At 73.5% G+C, this 15,900-nt stretch carries 15 protein-coding genes; 6 read left to right on the plus strand and 9 right to left on the minus strand.

From position 1 onward, the window contains the following. Nucleotides 1-9: 9 nt before the first annotated feature. Complete coding sequence (dacB, locus tag IF73_RS0111920; protein WP_031006481.1) at nucleotides 10-1,422, minus strand: D-alanyl-D-alanine carboxypeptidase/D-alanyl-D-alanine-endopeptidase; 1,413 nt, start codon at nucleotides 1,420-1,422, stop codon at nucleotides 10-12. A gap of 103 nt (nucleotides 1,423-1,525) precedes the next feature. Here dacB and IF73_RS0111925 point away from each other — a divergent pair, with 103 nt between their 5' ends. Both IF73_RS0111925 and IF73_RS0111930 read left to right on the plus strand, forming a co-directional pair. Further along, entirely contained in the window at nucleotides 1,526-2,017 is a 492-nt protein-coding gene (locus IF73_RS0111925; protein WP_030495855.1) for an inorganic diphosphatase, read from the plus strand. A 150-nt stretch (nucleotides 2,018-2,167) separates the two neighbouring features. Next, nucleotides 2,168-3,823, plus strand: coding sequence for a threonine/serine ThrE exporter family protein (locus IF73_RS0111930; RefSeq protein WP_031006484.1), 1,656 nt, complete (start codon nucleotides 2,168-2,170; stop codon nucleotides 3,821-3,823). Between the two features lie 81 nt (nucleotides 3,824-3,904). Here the strand turns inward: IF73_RS0111930 and IF73_RS0111935 are convergent, their stop codons facing one another. Further along, nucleotides 3,905-5,230 carry a DedA family protein gene (locus IF73_RS0111935; RefSeq protein ID WP_051716689.1) on the minus strand — a complete coding sequence of 442 codons (1,326 nt, stop codon included), beginning with the start codon at nucleotides 5,228-5,230 and terminating at the stop codon, nucleotides 3,905-3,907. A 173-nt stretch (nucleotides 5,231-5,403) separates the two neighbouring features. Between IF73_RS0111935 and IF73_RS0111940 the strand changes: the two genes are divergently transcribed. From IF73_RS0111940 to IF73_RS0111950, 3 genes are all read left to right on the plus strand, one after another. Further along, complete coding sequence (locus tag IF73_RS0111940) at nucleotides 5,404-5,772, plus strand: YbjQ family protein (protein ID WP_031006487.1); 369 nt, start codon at nucleotides 5,404-5,406, stop codon at nucleotides 5,770-5,772. 184 nt (nucleotides 5,773-5,956) lie between these two features. After that, nucleotides 5,957-7,234, plus strand: coding sequence for an ion channel protein (locus tag IF73_RS0111945; protein ID WP_031006491.1), 1,278 nt, complete (start codon nucleotides 5,957-5,959; stop codon nucleotides 7,232-7,234). A gap of 50 nt (nucleotides 7,235-7,284) precedes the next feature. Next, entirely contained in the window at nucleotides 7,285-8,703 is a 1,419-nt protein-coding gene (locus IF73_RS0111950; protein ID WP_031006493.1) for a glutamate decarboxylase, read from the plus strand. Here the strand turns inward: IF73_RS0111950 and IF73_RS0111955 are convergent. The 4 genes from IF73_RS0111955 to IF73_RS0111970 all read right to left on the minus strand — a co-directional run bounded on the left by IF73_RS0111955 (nucleotide 8,700) and on the right by IF73_RS0111970 (nucleotide 13,050). Next, complete coding sequence (locus IF73_RS0111955) at nucleotides 8,700-9,920, minus strand: WD40/YVTN/BNR-like repeat-containing protein (protein ID WP_234338212.1); 1,221 nt, start codon at nucleotides 9,918-9,920, stop codon at nucleotides 8,700-8,702. The genes IF73_RS0111950 and IF73_RS0111955 overlap by 4 nt on opposite strands. A 97-nt stretch (nucleotides 9,921-10,017) precedes the next feature. Beyond that, nucleotides 10,018-10,557: a DinB family protein gene (locus IF73_RS0111960; protein WP_031006497.1), complete on the minus strand. Its 540-nt coding sequence runs from the start codon at nucleotides 10,555-10,557 to the stop codon at nucleotides 10,018-10,020. Between the two features lie 82 nt (nucleotides 10,558-10,639). After that, nucleotides 10,640-12,097: an aldehyde dehydrogenase family protein gene (locus IF73_RS0111965; protein ID WP_031006499.1), complete on the minus strand. Its 1,458-nt coding sequence runs from the start codon at nucleotides 12,095-12,097 to the stop codon at nucleotides 10,640-10,642. Nucleotides 12,098-12,192: 95 nt separating this feature from the next. Beyond that, nucleotides 12,193-13,050 (minus strand): helix-turn-helix domain-containing protein, encoded by an 858-nt coding sequence (locus IF73_RS0111970; RefSeq protein ID WP_051716690.1) that lies wholly within the window; start codon nucleotides 13,048-13,050, stop codon nucleotides 12,193-12,195. A 375-nt stretch (nucleotides 13,051-13,425) separates the two neighbouring features. On the opposite strand from IF73_RS0111970, the gene IF73_RS0111975 reads away from it, so the two are divergent. Then, nucleotides 13,426-13,926 carry an ATP-binding protein gene (locus tag IF73_RS0111975; protein ID WP_031006503.1) on the plus strand — a complete coding sequence of 167 codons (501 nt, stop codon included), beginning with the start codon at nucleotides 13,426-13,428 and terminating at the stop codon, nucleotides 13,924-13,926. An 84-nt stretch (nucleotides 13,927-14,010) separates the two neighbouring features. On the opposite strand, the gene IF73_RS0111980 is transcribed toward IF73_RS0111975, so the two are convergent. From IF73_RS0111980 to IF73_RS40965, 3 genes are all read right to left on the minus strand, one after another. Beyond that, nucleotides 14,011-14,223 (minus strand): DUF397 domain-containing protein, encoded by a 213-nt coding sequence (locus IF73_RS0111980; protein ID WP_030219358.1) that lies wholly within the window; start codon nucleotides 14,221-14,223, stop codon nucleotides 14,011-14,013. Nucleotides 14,224-14,486: 263 nt separating this feature from the next. After that, nucleotides 14,487-15,281: a hypothetical protein gene (locus IF73_RS40960; RefSeq protein WP_031006504.1), complete on the minus strand. Its 795-nt coding sequence runs from the start codon at nucleotides 15,279-15,281 to the stop codon at nucleotides 14,487-14,489. After that, nucleotides 15,278-15,847 (minus strand): SigE family RNA polymerase sigma factor, encoded by a 570-nt coding sequence (locus IF73_RS40965; RefSeq protein ID WP_031006506.1) that lies wholly within the window; start codon nucleotides 15,845-15,847, stop codon nucleotides 15,278-15,280. The genes IF73_RS40960 and IF73_RS40965 overlap by 4 nt, the downstream gene beginning before the upstream one ends. Nucleotides 15,848-15,900: the final 53 nt, after the last annotated feature.

The raw sequence follows: 15,900 nt of genomic DNA on the forward strand, positions 1-15,900 counted from the left end.
GCGCGGGGGTCACTTCTGGCCGGTGAGGGCGGCGGAGAGGCGGTCGAGGGCGGGCTGGGCGAGGTCCGGGGAGGGGGTCCGGCCGGCGAGGAAGGCGAAGGCGAGGAGGCGTCCGTCGGCGGTGACGACGGTGCCGGCGAGGGTGTTGACGCCGGTGAGGGTGCCGGTCTTGGCGCGGACGAGTCCGGCGCCGGCGGGGGCCTGGCCGAAGCGGCCGGCGAGGGTGCCGGTGAAGCCGCCGACCGGGAGGCCGGTGAGGAGGGGGCGGAGCTCGGGGCGGTCGGGGTCGGCCGCGCGGGTGAGGAGTCCGGTGAGGAGGGCGGCGGAGACCCGGTCGCGGCGGTCGAGGCCGCTGCCGTCGGCGAAGCGGGCGCCGGCGAGCGGCAGGCCGAGCGTGCCGAGCTGGTCGCGGACGGCCTTCTCGGCGCCGCGGAAGGACGCGGGCTGCTTGCGGGCGAGCGCGGTCTGCCGGGCGAGGGCCTCGGCGAGGTCGTTGTCGCTGTGGGTGAGGGTGCGCTCGACGAGGTCGGCGAGCGGGGCGGAGTGCGTACGGGCGAGCGGGGCGGCCTTCGGGGTGCGGCCGGGCGCGGGGGCGCCGGTGACCTTCACGCCGGCGTCGGCCAGGTGGGCGGCGAAGGCGGTGGCGGTGTCCAGGGCGGGGTCGCCGGAGCGCGGGGCGGGGCCGCTGTCGCTGTCGTCGAGGCGCCCTCCGTCGGTCATCAGCGCGGTGACGGGGGCGAGGTTCTCGTTGGGCCCGATGGGGTGGAGGGCGTCGCCCCGGTAGAGGCTCGTGTCGTAGGCGAGGCGTACGGAGGTGTGGCCGGCCTTCCTGAGGGCGCGGGCGGTGTCGGCGGCGAGGGTCTTCAGCCGGGCCGGGTCGAGCGTGGGGTCGCCGCCGCCGGTGAGGGTGACCGCCTTGCCGTCGGGGGCGGCGGTGACGGTGGTGGCGATGCGGTGGTCGGTGCCGAGGGCGGAGAGGGCCGCGGCCGCGGTGGCGATCTTGACGGTGGAGGCCGGTGTCATCGGGGTGCCGGCGCCCTCCCCGTACAGCTGCTTCCCGGTGGCCGTGTCGACGACGGAGGCGGTGCGCGCGGTGCCGAGGCCGGGATCGGCCAGCAGGGGGACGAGGGTGCGGGCGAGGTCGTCCGGGCGGGCGGCGGGGACGGCCGGTCCCGACAGGGCGGCGAGGACGCCGGGGGCGCTGGGCGCGGGGGCGGGTTCGGCGGGCTTCGGGGCGGCGGCCGGGGCGGGGGGACGCCCGGGGTGACGCTCGCCACCCGCCGCGGGGGCGGCGGCCCGGGCCCGCTCGGCCGTACGCTGGCCTCCGTCCCAGGGGCCTGCCGCGGTCGCCGCCGCGGCGGCGAGAGCCAGACCGAGCACGGCGGAGCCCGCCGTGAGCTGCCACACCCTCGGCTCCGGCATTGCTGACCAGCCCCTTTCGCGATCACGTACGTGCGTGAGAGACACTTAATCACCGCGCGTCGTCGCGAGCATTCACTTGTGTTGATTCAGGAGGAGCCCCACCGTGGAGTTCGACGTTCTCATCGAGATCCCCAAGGGATCGCGGAACAAGTACGAGGTCGACCACGAGACCGGTCGCATCCGTCTGGACCGTCGCCTCTTCACGTCGACGGCCTACCCCACCGACTACGGCTACGTGGAGAACACGCTCGGCGAGGACGGCGACCCGCTGGACGCGCTGGTCATCCTCGACGAGCCCACCTTCCCGGGCTGCCTCATCAAGTGCCGCGCCATCGGCATGTTCCGCATGACGGACGAGGCCGGCGGCGACGACAAGCTGCTGTGCGTGCCGGCGACGGACCCGCGCATGGAGCACCTGCGCGACATCCACCACGTGCCGGAGTTCGACCGCCTGGAGATCCAGCACTTCTTCGAGGTCTACAAGGACCTGGAGCCGGGCAAGTCGGTCGAGGGCGCCGACTGGGTCGGCCGCGCCGAGGCCGAGGCCGAGATCGAGAAGTCGATCGCGCGCGCCAAGGAGCAGGGCGCTCACTGACGCCCCTGGTCTTCGCGGAAGGCGGTGCACCCTTCGGGGTGGACCGCCTTCCGTGCTTTCGGGCGTACCGCCTTTCGCGCATCCGCCTTTCGCACACCCGTCGGAGACTCATACTGGAATCCACGATTCCCTGGGTGTGAGGCGGAGAGAGTGGTGGCGGAGCCGGAGGGCCCCGAGGAGGCTCCGGAGGACCGGAAGCCCCTGTCGGACGAGGCGACCTCGGAGTTCGCGCTGCCGAAGGGGCTGGTGCCGGAGCCGCCTCCCGAGCCGGAGGGCTCGGCGTTCACGGTGCCGGAGGGGCTGGCGCCCGAGCCGGCGCCGGAGCCGGAGGGCTCGGCCTTCGCCGCGCCGTCGACGTACTCCGTCAAGGACTCCCCGCCGGCCTTCACCCCGGCCTACGGGGTGCCGCTGTCGCGGCTGCCGCACAACGCGCCGTGGCAGGACCGGATGCGGACCATGCTGCGGCTGCCGGTGGGCGACCGGCCGGTGGTGCCGGAGCCGGCCGACGCGAAGGGCGAGACGGGGCCGTCGGTGCCGCGCGTGCTCGACCTGAGCCTCCGCATCGGGGAGCTGCTGCTGGCGGGCGGGGAGGGCGCCGAGGACGTCGAGGCGGCGATGTTCGCGATCTGCCGCTCGTACGGTCTGGACCGCTGCGAGCCGACGGTGACGTTCACGCTGCTGTCGATCACGCACCAGCCGTCGCTGGTGGACGACCCGGTGACCGCGAACCGGACGGTACGGCGCCGGGGCACCGACTACACCCGGCTGGCGGCGGTCTACCAGCTGCTCGCGGACATCAACGCGCCGGCGCACGAGGTGTCGCCGGAGGAGGCGTACCGGCGGCTCGCGGAGATCCGGCGCAACCGGCATCCGTACCCGGGCTGGGTGCTGACGGCGGCGGCCGGCGTGCTGGCGGGCGCGGCCTCGACGCTGCTCGGCGGCGGGGCGTGGGTCTTCTTCGTGGCGGCGCTGGGCGCGGTGCTCGGCGACCGGCTGGCGTGGCTGTGCGCGGGGCGCGGGCTGCCGGAGTTCTACCAGTTCCTGGTGGCGGCGATGCCGCCGGCCGCGATGGGGGTGCTGCTCACCCTGCTCCACGCGGATCTGCGGCCCTCGGCGGTGATCACGGGTGGCCTGTTCGCGCTGATCCCGGGGCGGGCGCTGGTCGCGGCGGTGCAGGACGGCCTGACCGGCTTCTACATCACGGCCTCGGCGCGGCTCCTGGAGGTCGCCTACTTCTTCGTGGCGATCGTGGTGGGCGTGCTGTCGGTGCTGTACGTCGCGGTGCAGTTCGACGCCCAGCTCAATCCGGAGGGGACGCTGAGCCCGGTCGAGCGACCGGTGACGCAGATCCTGTCGTCGATGGTGCTGTGCGCGACCTTCGCCGTCCTGCTGCAGCAGTCGCGGGCGACGGTGCTCTTCGCGACGCTCAACGGCGGGGTGGCGTGGGTGGTGTACGCGTCGATCGCGATCACCGCGGAGGGTTCGGCGGTGATGGCGACGGCGGTGGCGTCGGGACTCGTGGGTCTCTTCGGGCAGCTGATGGCCCGCTACCACCACACGTCGTCGCTGCCGTACGTGACGGCGGCGATCGGGCCGCTGCTGCCCGGTTCCGCGACGTACTTCGGGGTGCTCGCCATCGCCCAGAACAACCTGGACCAGGGGTTCACCTCGCTGGCGAAGGCGGCGGCCCTGGCGCTGGCGATCGCGATCGGGGTGAACCTGGGAGGCGAGCTGGCCCGCCTCTTCATGCGGGCCCCGGGCGCCGGCTCGGCGCGCAGCGCGGCGAAGCGGACCCGAGGCTTCTGAGCCGCCCTCCCGGCGGGCGGGACGAAGCAGCCCCGCCCCGGGCCGGAGGGCCTGGGGCGGGGCTGCTGTCGGTTCGGTGTCCTAGCGCTGGGCGGGCCGGCCGTCGCCGCCGTGCGGCGGCGGGTTCTGGCCGCCGTAGCCGCCCTGGTCGCCGTAGCCGGGCTGCTGGCCATAGCCGGGCTGGGCGGGCTGCTGGCCGTAGCCGGGCTGGGCGGGCTGCTGTCCGTAGCCGGGCTGGGCGGGCTGCTGTCCGTAGCCGGGCTGGGCGGGCTGCTGTCCGTACGCCGGCTGGGCGGGCTGTCCGGGCTGCTCGCCGTACGCGGGCTGCCCCGGGTGACCGCCGTAGCCGGGCTGGTCGCCGTAGCCGGGCTGGGCGCCGTAACCGCCCTGATGGCCGTAGCCGCCCTGGTCGCCGTAGCCGGGCTGGTCGCCGTAGCCGTGGCCGGCCTGGTTGCCGTAGCCGCTCTGGTTGCCGTAGCCGCTCTGGTTGCCGTAGCCGCCGTAGCCCGCCTGGCCCGCGTACCCGCCCTGGCCGGCGTAGCCGTCCTGGTTGCCGTAGCCGCCCTGGTCCTGCCGACCGCCGTAGCCGCCCTGGTCGCCGTACCCGCCCTGGTCGCCGTACCCGCCCTGGTCGCCGTAGCCGCCCTGGCCGGGCTGCTCGCCGTAGGCGGCCTGGCCGTGGCCGGGCTGGGGGCCGTAGGCGCCCTGGTCGCCCTGGTCGCCGGGGGCGGCGGGGGCGGCGGGCGCCGCCGGGTCGGCGGGGGCCGTACCCTCGGCGGCGGCCTTCTTCGACTGGGAGCGGGCCCTGAGGTACTCGATCACGATCGGGACGACCGAGATGAGGACGATCGCGATGAGGATCGCCTCGATGTGCTTGTGCACGAAGTCGATCTTGCCGAGGGAGGCGCCGAGCAGGGTCACGCCGGCGCCCCAGAGGACACCGCCGATGATGTTGAAGGTGATGAACGAGCGGTAGTTCATCCGGCTGACGCCGGCGATGATCGGCGTGAAGGTGCGGATGATCGGCACGAACCGGGCCAGGATGAGGGACTTCGGGCCGTGCTTCTCGAAGAACTCGTGCGCCTTCTCGACGTTCTCCTGCTTGAACAGCTTGGAGTCGGGGCGCCGGAAGAGCGACGGACCCACCTTCCGGCCGAACAGGTAACCCACCTGGTCGCCGAGGATCGCCGCGGCGACGACCAGCGTGCAGACCAGCCACAGCGGCGTGTCCAGCTTGCCGGTGGTGACCAGGAGGCCGGTCGTGAAGAGCAGCGAGTCGCCGGGCAGGAAGAACCCGATGAGCAGGCCGGACTCGGCGAAGACGATGGTGAGGACACCGATCAGACCGAAGGTCTGGATCAGGTAGTCCGGATCCAGCCAGCTCGGTCCGAGGGCAAGCGTGTTCACGGTTCCGGGCTCCTGCGGTTCGGGGGGAGGGCATGTCGAGGGGAGGGCGGGACATGCCTGCGGCGCGCCCCAAGCTATCAACGTGGAGCGGCGGCCCCCGGTTCCGCCCGGGGCGCACGGGATGCGGACGGGCCGCCTCGCGGCGACCCTGGGTGACCAGGAGGTGAGTGCCGATGGGCATCGAGGAGTACGGAGGCGGTCAGGGACCGCACCCCGACGTGCTGGTGGTGACGACGAACGACGTCCCCGGGTTCGAGGTACGGCAGGTGATCGGCGAGGTCTTCGGGCTGACGGTCCGGTCCCGCCATCTGGGCAGCCAGATCGGCGCCGGTCTGAAGTCGATGATCGGCGGCGAGCTGAAGGGCCTGACGAAGACCCTGGTGGAGACCCGGAACCAGGCGATGGACCGCCTGGTGGAGCAGGCCAGGGCACGCGGCGCGAACGCGGTGCTGATGTTCCGCTTCGACGTGACCGAGGCGGCGGATGTCGGTACCGAGGTCTGTGCCTACGGCACAGCCGTCGTCATCGGCCCGCAGCCCTGACCCTCGGCCGGTCCGCGGGCCCGGGCGGCAGGTGGCCCGGGCCCGCGTCCGCGTCCGTGCGGCGCTGGGGGCTCCTTCTCTGTCGGTACGCCGTCGGCCCCGGTCCTGACGTGGCGTGAGGTGCGCGGCCGGAGGCGCGGCCTTTCGAGGTGTTGTGCGGCATTTGCTCACTTATGGTGGGCCGGTGGCCACCGATCACGACGCGACCGCCCCCGCCGGAACCCCGGTACGGATCCTTCTCCCGCAGGTGCTGCCCGCCCTCCTGGTGGGCGTCGGATCGGGCCTGCTGTTCCTCGGCGTCAGCGCGCTCGCCGAGGAACTCCAGTCGGTGCTGTGGGAGACCGTGCCCGACGCCCTGGACATCGGCCGGTACTCCTCGCTGTGGATGATCACCGTCCTCACCGTCACCGGAGTCGCCGTCGGCCTCGTCGTCTGGAAGGCGCCGGGGCACGCCGGACCCGACCCGGCCTCGGAGGGGCTCGGCGGGCCGCCGCTGCCGCCCCTCGTGGTGCCCGGCCTCCTCGCCGCCTCCGCCCTCGCCCTCGCCGGCGGCGTCAGCCTCGGCCCCGAGCAGCCGACCATCGCCGCCGCGATCTCGCTGGCCGCCTGGCTGGGCCTGCGGGCCGCGCCGGACGTCCCGGGGGCCTTCTGGGTCTCCCTCGCCATCGCCGGCACCTTCGGCGCCCTCTTCGGCACCCCCGTCGCCGCCGCCCTGGTCCTCTCCGAGGCGCTCACCGGGCAGCCCGGCCGGGGCTCGCTGTGGGACCGGCTCTTCGCGCCCCTCCTCGCCGCCGGCGCCGGCGCGATGACCACCCAGCTCCTCTCGGACCCCAGCTTCGCCATGGGCCTCCCGCCGCTCACCGACCCCGGCTGGGAGGACCTGCTCGCCGCCCTGGTGGTGGCCACCCTCGGCGCCCTGTTCGGCCTCCTCGGCTGCTACGCCTTCCCCCACCTCCACCGGGCCTTCGGCCGGCTGCGGCACCCCATGCTGATGCTGCCCGCCGGCGGACTGGCGCTGGGTCTGCTCGGCGCCTTCGGCGGACACCTGACCCTCTTCAAGGGGCTCCACGAGACCAAGGAGCTCGTCGGCTCCATCGGGGTGTACACCTCCGGCGAGCTGGCCCGGCTGGCCGTCGTGAAGCTCGCCGCCCTGCTGGTGGCCGCCGCCGCCGGCTTCCGCGGCGGCCGGGTCTTCCCCGCCGTCTTCCTCGGCACCGCCTTCGGGCTGGTCGCCCAGGCCCTCGTCCCGGAGATCCATCCGGCCGTCGCCGTCTCCTCGGCCGTCCTCGGCGTCCTCCTCGCGACCACCCGGCAGGGCTGGGTGAGCCTCTTCGTCGCCGCCGTCATCGCCTCCTCCCCCGCGATGCTCTCGCTGCTCTGCCTGGCCACCCTGCCGGCCTGGCTGGTCGTCACCGGCCGCCCGCAGCTCCAGCTCGACCACCGGGGCGAGTCCCTCCGCTGACCTCCCCTTCCACCGCACCGCCCCGCCCCCCGCCACAGAAGGAGCTCCCGATGGCCCTGCACAAGGGATCCGACGACACCGACTCCGCCCCCTTCCGCCGGCTCGCCCTGAACCCCTTCTACGGCGAGGCCGACCCCGTCGGCGGAATGACGGAGGCGCCGCCCCACCACCGGCTGCCGGACGGACCGCTGGCCCCCTCCAGCGCCTACCAGCTCGTCCACGACGAGCTGATGCTGGACGGGAACTCCCGGCTCAACCTCGCCACCTTCGTCACCACCTGGATGGAGCCCCAGGCCGGTGTCCTCATGGGCGAGTGCCGCGACAAGAACATGATCGACAAGGACGAGTACCCGCGCACCGCCGAACTCGAGCGCCGCTGCGTCGCCATGCTCGCCGACCTCTGGCACGCCCCCGACCCGACCGCCGCCGTCGGCTGCTCCACCACCGGCTCCAGCGAGGCGTGCATGCTCGCCGGCATGGCCCTCAAGCGCCGCTGGGCCAAGCGGAACGCCGACCGCTACCCGGCCACCGCCCGCCCCAACCTGGTGATGGGCGTCAACGTGCAGGTCTGCTGGGAGAAGTTCTGCACCTTCTGGGAGGTCGAGCCGCGGCTCGTCCCCATGGAGGGCGACCGCTACCACCTCGACGCCGCCTCCGCCGCCGCCCTGTGCGACGAGAACACCATCGGCGTCGTCGCCGTCCTCGGCTCCACCTTCGACGGCTCCTACGAGCCCGTCGCCGAGATCTGCGCCGCCCTCGACGAGCTCCAGGCCCGCACCGGCCTCGACATCCCGGTCCACGTCGACGGCGCCTCCGGCGCCATGGTCGCCCCCTTCCTCGACCAGGACCTGGAGTGGGACTTCCGCCTCCCCCGCGTCTCCTCCATCAACACCTCCGGCCACAAGTACGGGCTCGTCTACCCGGGCGTCGGCTGGGCCCTCTGGCGGAGCGCCGAGGAACTCCCCGAGGAGCTGGTCTTCCGGGTCAACTACCTCGGCGGCGACATGCCGACCTTCGCCCTCAACTTCTCCCGCCCCGGCGCCCAGGTCGTCGCCCAGTACTACACCTTCCTCCGGCTCGGCCGGGAGGGCTACCGGGCCGTCCAGCAGACCAGCCGGGACGTCGCCCGCGGCCTCGCCGAACGCATCGACGCCATGGGCGACTTCCGCCTCCTCACCCACGGCGACCAGCTGCCCGTCTTCGCCTTCACCACCGCCGAGGACGTCACCGCCTACGACGTCTTCGACGTCTCCCGCCGGCTCCGCGAACGCGGCTGGCTCGTCCCCGCCTACACCTTCCCCGCCCACCGCGAGGACCTGTCCGTCCTGCGGATCGTCTGCCGCAACGGCTTCTCCGCCGACCTCGCGAGCCTCCTCGTCGAGGACCTGCACCGGCTGCTCCCCGAACTCCGCAGCCAGCCCCACCCCCTCACCCACGACAAGGACGCCGCGACCTCCTTCCACCACTAGAGGCCGTCCTCCTCCCCGCAGGCCAGCAGGAACTCCGACCAGCGGACGCCGTCCCGCGTCACCTCGTACCGGCAGCGCGAGCCCTCCCGCAGGAGTCCGACGCCGGTACGGCGGACGTACGCGGAGCCGTCGTCCAGCTCCCGGAAGGTCCGGCCGCCGTCCAGGCTGCGGTAGCCGGACCACTGGGCGGCGAGCTCGATCCGGCCGCCCGGGCCCGGCACCGGAAGCCCCTCCAGCGAGCGCGGCTCCTTCACCGGGCCCGTCGTCCACATCCGCTGCCAGGTCCTGCCGCCGTCGAGGGAGCGGTGCAGGGCCCGCAGCGGGTTCTTCACCGGCTCGCCGCCCTCCAGCTCGCCCAGCTCCGCCGCGTACACGGCGTCCGGACCCACCACCACCGACGTGTGCCAGGCCGGGGTGCCCGCCGGAACCGGGCTCGGCAGCCGGCTCACCGACCAGCTGCGGCCCCGGTCCCGGGAGACGGCGACCGCCGACCGCTCGGTCCCCGGCACCACCCCCGACACCCACCAGGAGCCGTCCGGCTCCGCGACCGCCGCCGGCCGGGGGTGCGCGCCCAGCGGCGGCTGCGCCACCAGCTCCCGCCGCCGCCCGTCCCGGGGCGAGATCACCGTCAGCCGCTCCCGGGGACACTCCTCCACCGGGGCGGCCCGGTCCACGCACTCGGCGGTGAGCACCGCGCCCACGGGTATCTCCGGGGTCCGGCCGGCCGGGCGCGGATCGACGCGCCGCCAGCTCCGCCCGCCGTCGGCGGTGAACCAGTCCCGCAGCGGCTTCTCCCCGCCGCCGTCCTCGATCAGCGCGCGCCCCGGCCCCAGCACCCACAGCTGCGCCGACACCCCTTCCGTACCACGCAGTTCGGGCAGGGGCGAGGCGCGCTGCTCCCAGCGCTCCGCGCCCGGGTCGAGCACCGCGACCCGCTGGCGGCAGAAGCCGTTCGCCGGCCGCGCCGGGTCGCTCACGCACTCCGCGAGGAGCGTGAAGCCGCTGCCGTCGGCGGCGAAGCCGAGACCGGACGCCCAGCCGGGCAGCCCGGCGCCGTCCGCGATCCTCGGCGGCGCGCCGAACACCCCGTCGCCGGCGGGCCGTTCACTGCTCCGCCCGGGCGCCGGGCCTCCCGTGCAGGCGGCCAGCAGCCAGGCGAGCAGCAGTGCCACGAGCGCGCGGAGCGGAGCCGGCGCCCGGGAAACGGGAACGCGCATCGGACTTCCCCCTGTCCGTCGGGCGGTTCGCGGTGAACCGTCTGCTCCTGGTACACCGCTCACCGCCTCCGGGTTCCCACCCGGGGGAGGATTTCCGCTACTTCTCGCGCTCCAGGGCGATCAGCTCGAAGGAACCCTTGCCGTCGAGGGATTCGCGGATCACGTCCGCGTGCCCGGCGTGCCGCCCCATCTCCTGGACGAGGTGCAGCAGCATCCAGCGGACCGTGACCCGCCCGTCCGCCGGGAACCAGGGCGCCGGCGGCAGCGGGAAGGTGTCGTCCAGGCTGGGGACCGTACGCACGAACTCCTCGGTCTCCTTGGCCACGCCGTCCCAGAAGGCGAGGACCTCGGGGATCGTCTCGCCGTCGACGAGCCGGAACGCCTCGCCCCAGGTCTCCTGGCTGCGCTGCTTCTCGTTCTCCCTCTCCTGCGCGAGCCGCAGCCAGTTCAGCTCCACCTCGGCCACGTGCTTGACCAGGCCGGAGAGGCTGAGCTCGCTCGCGCTGGGCCGGCTCGCCGCCTGCTCCTCGGTGAGGCCGAGGAGCGCGCGGCGGAGCGCCGCGCGCTGGGCCTCCACGAAGTTGAGGAACGCGCCGCGCTCGTCGCCGGGGGCCTCCGCGGGAACAAGAGCCACCATGATGTCCGCCTTCCGTACGGGTTCCGCCCGTGTGCTTCCCGGGCAGAACCCACGTTACGAAAGAACTAGGACAGATCTGGTCCTAGAAGGGGAACCGGCTCCGCCCGTGCTGGATGGAGATCCACTTCTGGGTGGTGAACGCGTCCACCATCGCGTCGCCGTTGAGCCGACCGATGCCCGAGTGCTTCTCGCCGCCGAAGGGGACGATCGGCTCGTCGTGCACGGTGCCGTCGTTGATGTGGATCATGCCGGTGTGGATCCGCTTGGCCACCCGGACGCCCCGCTCGACGTCGGCGGTGTGGACGGCGCCGCTGAGCCCGTACGGGGTGTCGTTGGCGATCCGTACGGCCTCGTCCTCGCCGTCGAAGGGGATGATCAGGGCCACCGGGCCGAAGATCTCCTGGCCGAGGACGGGCGCGTCGGCCGGGACGCCGGTGAGCACGGACGGGGAGACGAGGTTGCCCTCGACCGTGCCGTGCAGCAGGGCGGTGGCGCCGGCCGCCACGGCCTGGTCGACGACGCCGGAGACCGACTCGGCCTGCTGGGAGTTGATGAGCGGGCCGATGTGGGTGCCGGGGTCGGCCGGGTCGCCGACCCGCAGGGTCTTCACCTTGGCCACGAACTTCTCGGTGAACTCCGCCTCCAGGCGGCGGTCGACCAGGATGCGGTTGGCGGCCATGCAGACCTGGCCCTGGTGGACGAAGCGGCTGAAGACGGCGGCGTCGACCGCGTAGTCCAGGTCGGCGTCCTCGAGGACGATCAGGGCGCTGTTGCCGCCGAGTTCGAGGACGGCGTGCTTGAAGTTCTCGGCGCAGACGGTGGCGACGTGGCGGCCGACCTTGTCGGAGCCGGTGAAGGAGATGACCTTCGGGACCGGGTGGGTCAGCAGCGCGTCGCCGATCTCGGCGATGTCGGTGACGACGACGTTGAGCAGGCCGGCGGGGAGGCCCGCGTCCTCCAGGATCTTCGCGACCAGGGTGCCGCCGCAGACCGGGGTGTTCTGGTGCGGCTTGAGGACGACCGCGTTGCCCAGGGCGAGCGCCGGGGCGACCGACTTGATCGAGAGGAGGAAGGGGAAGTTGAAGGGGGAGATGACGCCGACGACGCCGACCGGGAGGCGGTAGACGCGGTTCTCCTTGCCGTCGACCGGGGACGGCAGGATGCGGCCCTCGGGGCGCAGCGCCAGCTGGATCGCCTCGCGCAGGAACTCCTTGGCGAGGTGGAGCTCGAAGGCGGCCTTGAGGCGGGTGCCGCCGAGCTCGGCGACGATCGTCTCGGCGATCTCGTCCTCGCGGTCCTCGACGATCCGCAGGGCGCGCTCGAAGACCAGCCGCCGGGTGTAGGGGTTGGTGTCGGCCCACGCGGCCTGGGCGCGCTCGGCGGCCCGGTAGGCGCGGTCGACCTCCTCGGCGGTGGCCACCGTGATCGAGGCCAGCTTCTCCCCGGTGTACGGGTTGAAGTCGATGATGTCCCAGGAGCCGCTGCCCGGCTTCCACTCGCCGTCGATGAACTGGTGGGCCAGGTCGGTGAAGTGCGACATGGACGTGAGGACCCCTCTGCCGGCTGCCGGTCGGCCGGGAGCGCGCGGGCGCCCGGTCGCCGGGGCTACTGATGCGCCGTCATCGTACTGATGTCTCAGGAGAGTTGGAGGAGTCCACGGAGAAGATCACGGCTTTCGGCCGGATCCGGACTGTCCTTCGCGAGCTTCTCCATCACGGCGGCGTACTGGGCGACCTCCTCCCGCTTGTCGAGGTAGAGGGCGCCGGTGAGCTGCTCCAGGTAGACGACGTCGGAGAGGTCGGACTCGGGGAAGCTGAGCATGGTGAAGGAGCCGCTCTCGCCGGCGTGACCGCCGAAGCTGAACGGCATCACCTGGAGGGTCACCCCGGGGTGCTCGGAGACCTCGATGAGGTGCTTCAACTGCCCGCGCATGACGGCCCGGTCGCCGTACGGACGGCGGAGGGCGGCCTCGTCGAGGACGACGTGGAAGTGCGGGGCGCGCTCGGAGACGAGGACCTTCTGGCGCTCGACGCGGAGCGCGACGCGGCGGTCGATCTCGGCCTGGGAGGCGCCGGGCATGCCCCGGGAGACGACGGCGTGGGCGTACTCCTCCGTCTGCAACAGGCCGTGCACGAACTGGACTTCGTAGACGCGGATGAGGGAGGCGGCGGCCTCCAGGCCGATGTACGTCTGGAACCAGCCCGGCAGGACGTCGCCGAAGCTGTGCCACCAGCCGGCGAGGTTGGCCTCGCGGGCGAGGCCCAGGAGCGCACCGCGCTCGGTCTCCTCGGTGACGCCGTAGAGAGTGAGCAGATCCTCTATGTCCCGGGCCTTGAAGCTCACCCTTCCCAACTCCATGCGGCTGATCTTGGATTCGGAGGCGCGAATCGAGTAGCCGGCGGCCTCGCGGGTGATGCCCCTCGATTCGCGCAGGCGCCTCAGCTGGGAGCCCAGAAGGATGCGCCGGACGACGCTCCCGCCCGCTCCGTTCATTTCGCCTGCGGTCACGGCTCCAGCCTTCCCTTCACGGTGACGAGCCCCCGTCGAGCCCCGGATTCTGCCACCAAACGCTTCAGCGCGTACACATCTGGTTACGCAAGGGGAGGCGGAGGGGTGAGATCCGGACGGGATCCGGAGACCTCCGCGTCCCTCCGCGTCAAGAAGATTTCCACAGATTCGCCACAGGGTCGGACAGGTCCGGCATCCGGCGGCCGCGTGCACGTGCATCTGCCCTTGCATCCCGTGGGCGCATTCGGAAGCATGGACCCCGCGCAGCCGCGTACTCGTTCGCGTTGTCGTGTTGTCGCAATGTTTCGCACTGTTCGCACCGTTGTCGCACCACCACCGCGATTCCCGGGAGTGCCTCGCATGGGGACGAATGGATCGACCGTGCTCGAGCCTTTACGGCAGGGTCTCCCGCCGATCGATCCCGGCGCCGTCTCCACCTCCGCCTCCTGCGCCCTGCCCGCCCGGTACGAAGCCGTGCGCGGGGCCCGGAAGTTCACCAGCGCGACGCTCGACGAGTGGAACCTGGCCGACCGCTTCGACGACGTGGCCCTGGTGGTCTCGGAGCTGGTCACCAACGCGCTGCGGCACGCCGCGCCGGACGGCGGCGGCCCCGACGAGGCGCAGGGTCCGCCGGTGCGGCTGCACCTGATGCGCTGGGCGTCCCGGCTGGTGTGCGCGGTGCGCGACCCCAGCCAGGAGAGCCCGGAGCCGCGCGGCGGCGAGGAGGACTTCGCCGCCGAGTCGGGCCGGGGCCTGTTCCTGGTGGAGTCGTTCAGCGACAGCTGGGGCTGGCACCCGCTGGCCGGGCGGCTCCAGGGCAAGGTGGTGTGGGCGCTGTTCCGGGTCGGCCCGGAGGAGTAGCGCCCGCCCGCGCCTCCTGTACGTACGCAGAGAAGGCCCCGGCGGTCACCGCCGGGGCCTCTCGCCGTTCCTGGGCCGGGTGGGTCAGACCAGGTGGTCGAACTCCCCGTCCTTGACACCCAGCAGCAGCGCCTCGATCTCGGCCGGCGTGTAGACGAGGGCGGGCCCGTCCGGGTGGCGGGAGTTGCGCACGGCAACGTTTCCCCCCGGCAGTTTGGCGAACTCGACGCAGGAGCCCTGGGAGTTGCTGTGCCTGCTCTTCTGCCAGACGACGCCCCGCAGCTCCGTGGCCGCCATGCCGTTGTACGCGTGGTGCGCGTGGTGCACTGGTAGCTCCCCGAGTTGCTTGGTACAGGTGTCAACTTCCCCGGATCATAGCTGCGTTCATATGCGGATGCATGAGCAGATGCACGTGCACGAGGCGTGGTGTAGCCACTACGCGACTCAGCGTGTGACGTCTCCGGAGCGACGGGCGCGCGTGGACGGCCGCCCCCGCGATCTTCCCATCCGGGTGGACGGGCTCACGGGGGCGGGGGTTCCCTGCGGGGCGGGTACGCAGGTCAGACCGCGGGCAGCTCCGACAGGAGGCGGCCCGCCCGGTCGTGGAGGCGGACTCCCGCCGCGGTCTCGTCGGGGGCGACGGCGTACCAGACGCCCCAGCCGGGGCTGCCCGGCAGGGTGAGGAGGGTCGCGGGGGTGGTCCGGCCCCGGGCGTCCACGAGCTCGACCCGGCCCGCGTCGCGCGTCCCGTAGTAGAGGCCGGAGTGGAAGGTGCCCTCGCTCTGGTGGCTGACGGCGGGTCGGGTGAGGTCGATGTTGCCGTCGGTGACGCTGCGGAACTGTTCGAGGCCGTCGACCCCGCCCTTCCAGTGCTTGCCCCGGTCCGTGAGCCACACCGTCCACCCCGGCGCGGCGGCGACCCGCTCCCCCGCCGCCACGGTCCGCACGGGGCTCGGGACCTGCGCGCCGGTGGCGGAGGTCCGGGGCACGGAGGGCACGGCAGGGGCGTCGGAGGCGGGCGGGTCGGGGGCGGACGGGTCGGGGCCGTTCGTGGCGGGGGCGCTGGTGGCGGGGGCGGTGGCGGTGGCCGGGACCGGCGGGGCGGCGTAGCCGGCGGCGGGGTGCGGGTCGCGGGTCAGGGCCGTACCGGCGGCGACGGCGGCCGAGACGCCGAGGACGGCCAGGAAGGAGAGGGCGACGGTACGCCGCCGGCGGCGGGCGCGGCCCTCGCGGACGACCGCCTCGACGGGCGCGGGACCCGGGGTCACGTCGTCGGCGGCGCGGGCGAACTCGGCGCGGAGCAGGTCGTCCCACGCCTCGGCGGCGTCGGGCCCGGCGTCGGGTGCGGGGGTCATGGGCGGGCTCCGTAGGGGGTGCGGAGGGGCGGGCCCGGCAGGGGCGGAGCGGCGGAGGCGAGCCGGGGGTGGGCGCGCAGGGCGGCGAGGCCGCGCCGGGCGTGGGTCTTCACCGTGCCGAGCGAGCACTGGAGGACGTCGGCGATCTCCTGCTCGGTCAGGTCGTCCCAGTACCGCAGGACCATCACGGTGCGCTGGCGGACGCTGAGATCGGCCAACGCCTCGAAGAGCACGGTCCGTTCCTCGACGTTCGCGGCGTGACCCGCGTCCCGGTGCCGGGCGGGCTCCGGCAGCACCGGGACGAGCAGGTGGGCGACCCGGCGGCGGCGCAGGCGGCTGAGGTTGTTGTTGACGAGGGCGCGGCGCACATAGAGGTCGATCTCGGCGCGCGGGACCTTGTGCCAGCGGCCGTACACCTTGGCGAGGGTCGTCTGCACCAGGTCCTCGGCCTCGTGGAAGTCGCCGGTGAGCAGCCGGGCCGTGCGGACGAGCCGGGGCCAGGCGGCGACGGCGAAGTCGGCGAAGTCGGCGTCGGTGCCGGCCTCGGGAGCCGGTGGGTGGGTCACGGTGGCGGACCTCGCGATCGGGAGGTGGTGCGGCGGGGCCCGCCCCGTGCCGG

The sequence above is a fragment of the Streptomyces sp. NRRL F-5727 genome (genome assembly GCF_000719555.1).
GTDB lineage: Bacteria > Actinomycetota > Actinomycetes > Streptomycetales > Streptomycetaceae > Streptomyces.

Coding starts and splice junctions, on each gene's coding strand:
- IF73_RS40960 (WP_031006504.1), bottom strand. CDS start 15,281: ATGACCCCCGCACCCGACGCCGGGCCCGACGCCGCCGAGGCGTGGGAC.
- IF73_RS0111965 (WP_031006499.1), bottom strand. CDS start 12,097: ATGTCGCACTTCACCGACCTGGCCCACCAGTTCATCGACGGCGAGTGG.
- dacB (WP_031006481.1), bottom strand. CDS start 1,422: ATGCCGGAGCCGAGGGTGTGGCAGCTCACGGCGGGCTCCGCCGTGCTC.
- IF73_RS0111940 (WP_031006487.1), top strand. CDS start 5,404: ATGGGCATCGAGGAGTACGGAGGCGGTCAGGGACCGCACCCCGACGTG.
- IF73_RS0111970 (WP_051716690.1), bottom strand. CDS start 13,050: ATGAACGGAGCGGGCGGGAGCGTCGTCCGGCGCATCCTTCTGGGCTCC.
- IF73_RS0111960 (WP_031006497.1), bottom strand. CDS start 10,557: ATGGTGGCTCTTGTTCCCGCGGAGGCCCCCGGCGACGAGCGCGGCGCG.
- IF73_RS0111975 (WP_031006503.1), top strand. CDS start 13,426: ATGGGGACGAATGGATCGACCGTGCTCGAGCCTTTACGGCAGGGTCTC.
- IF73_RS0111950 (WP_031006493.1), top strand. CDS start 7,285: ATGGCCCTGCACAAGGGATCCGACGACACCGACTCCGCCCCCTTCCGC.
- IF73_RS0111980 (WP_030219358.1), bottom strand. CDS start 14,223: ATGGCGGCCACGGAGCTGCGGGGCGTCGTCTGGCAGAAGAGCAGGCAC.
- IF73_RS0111955 (WP_234338212.1), bottom strand. CDS start 9,920: ATGCGCGTTCCCGTTTCCCGGGCGCCGGCTCCGCTCCGCGCGCTCGTG.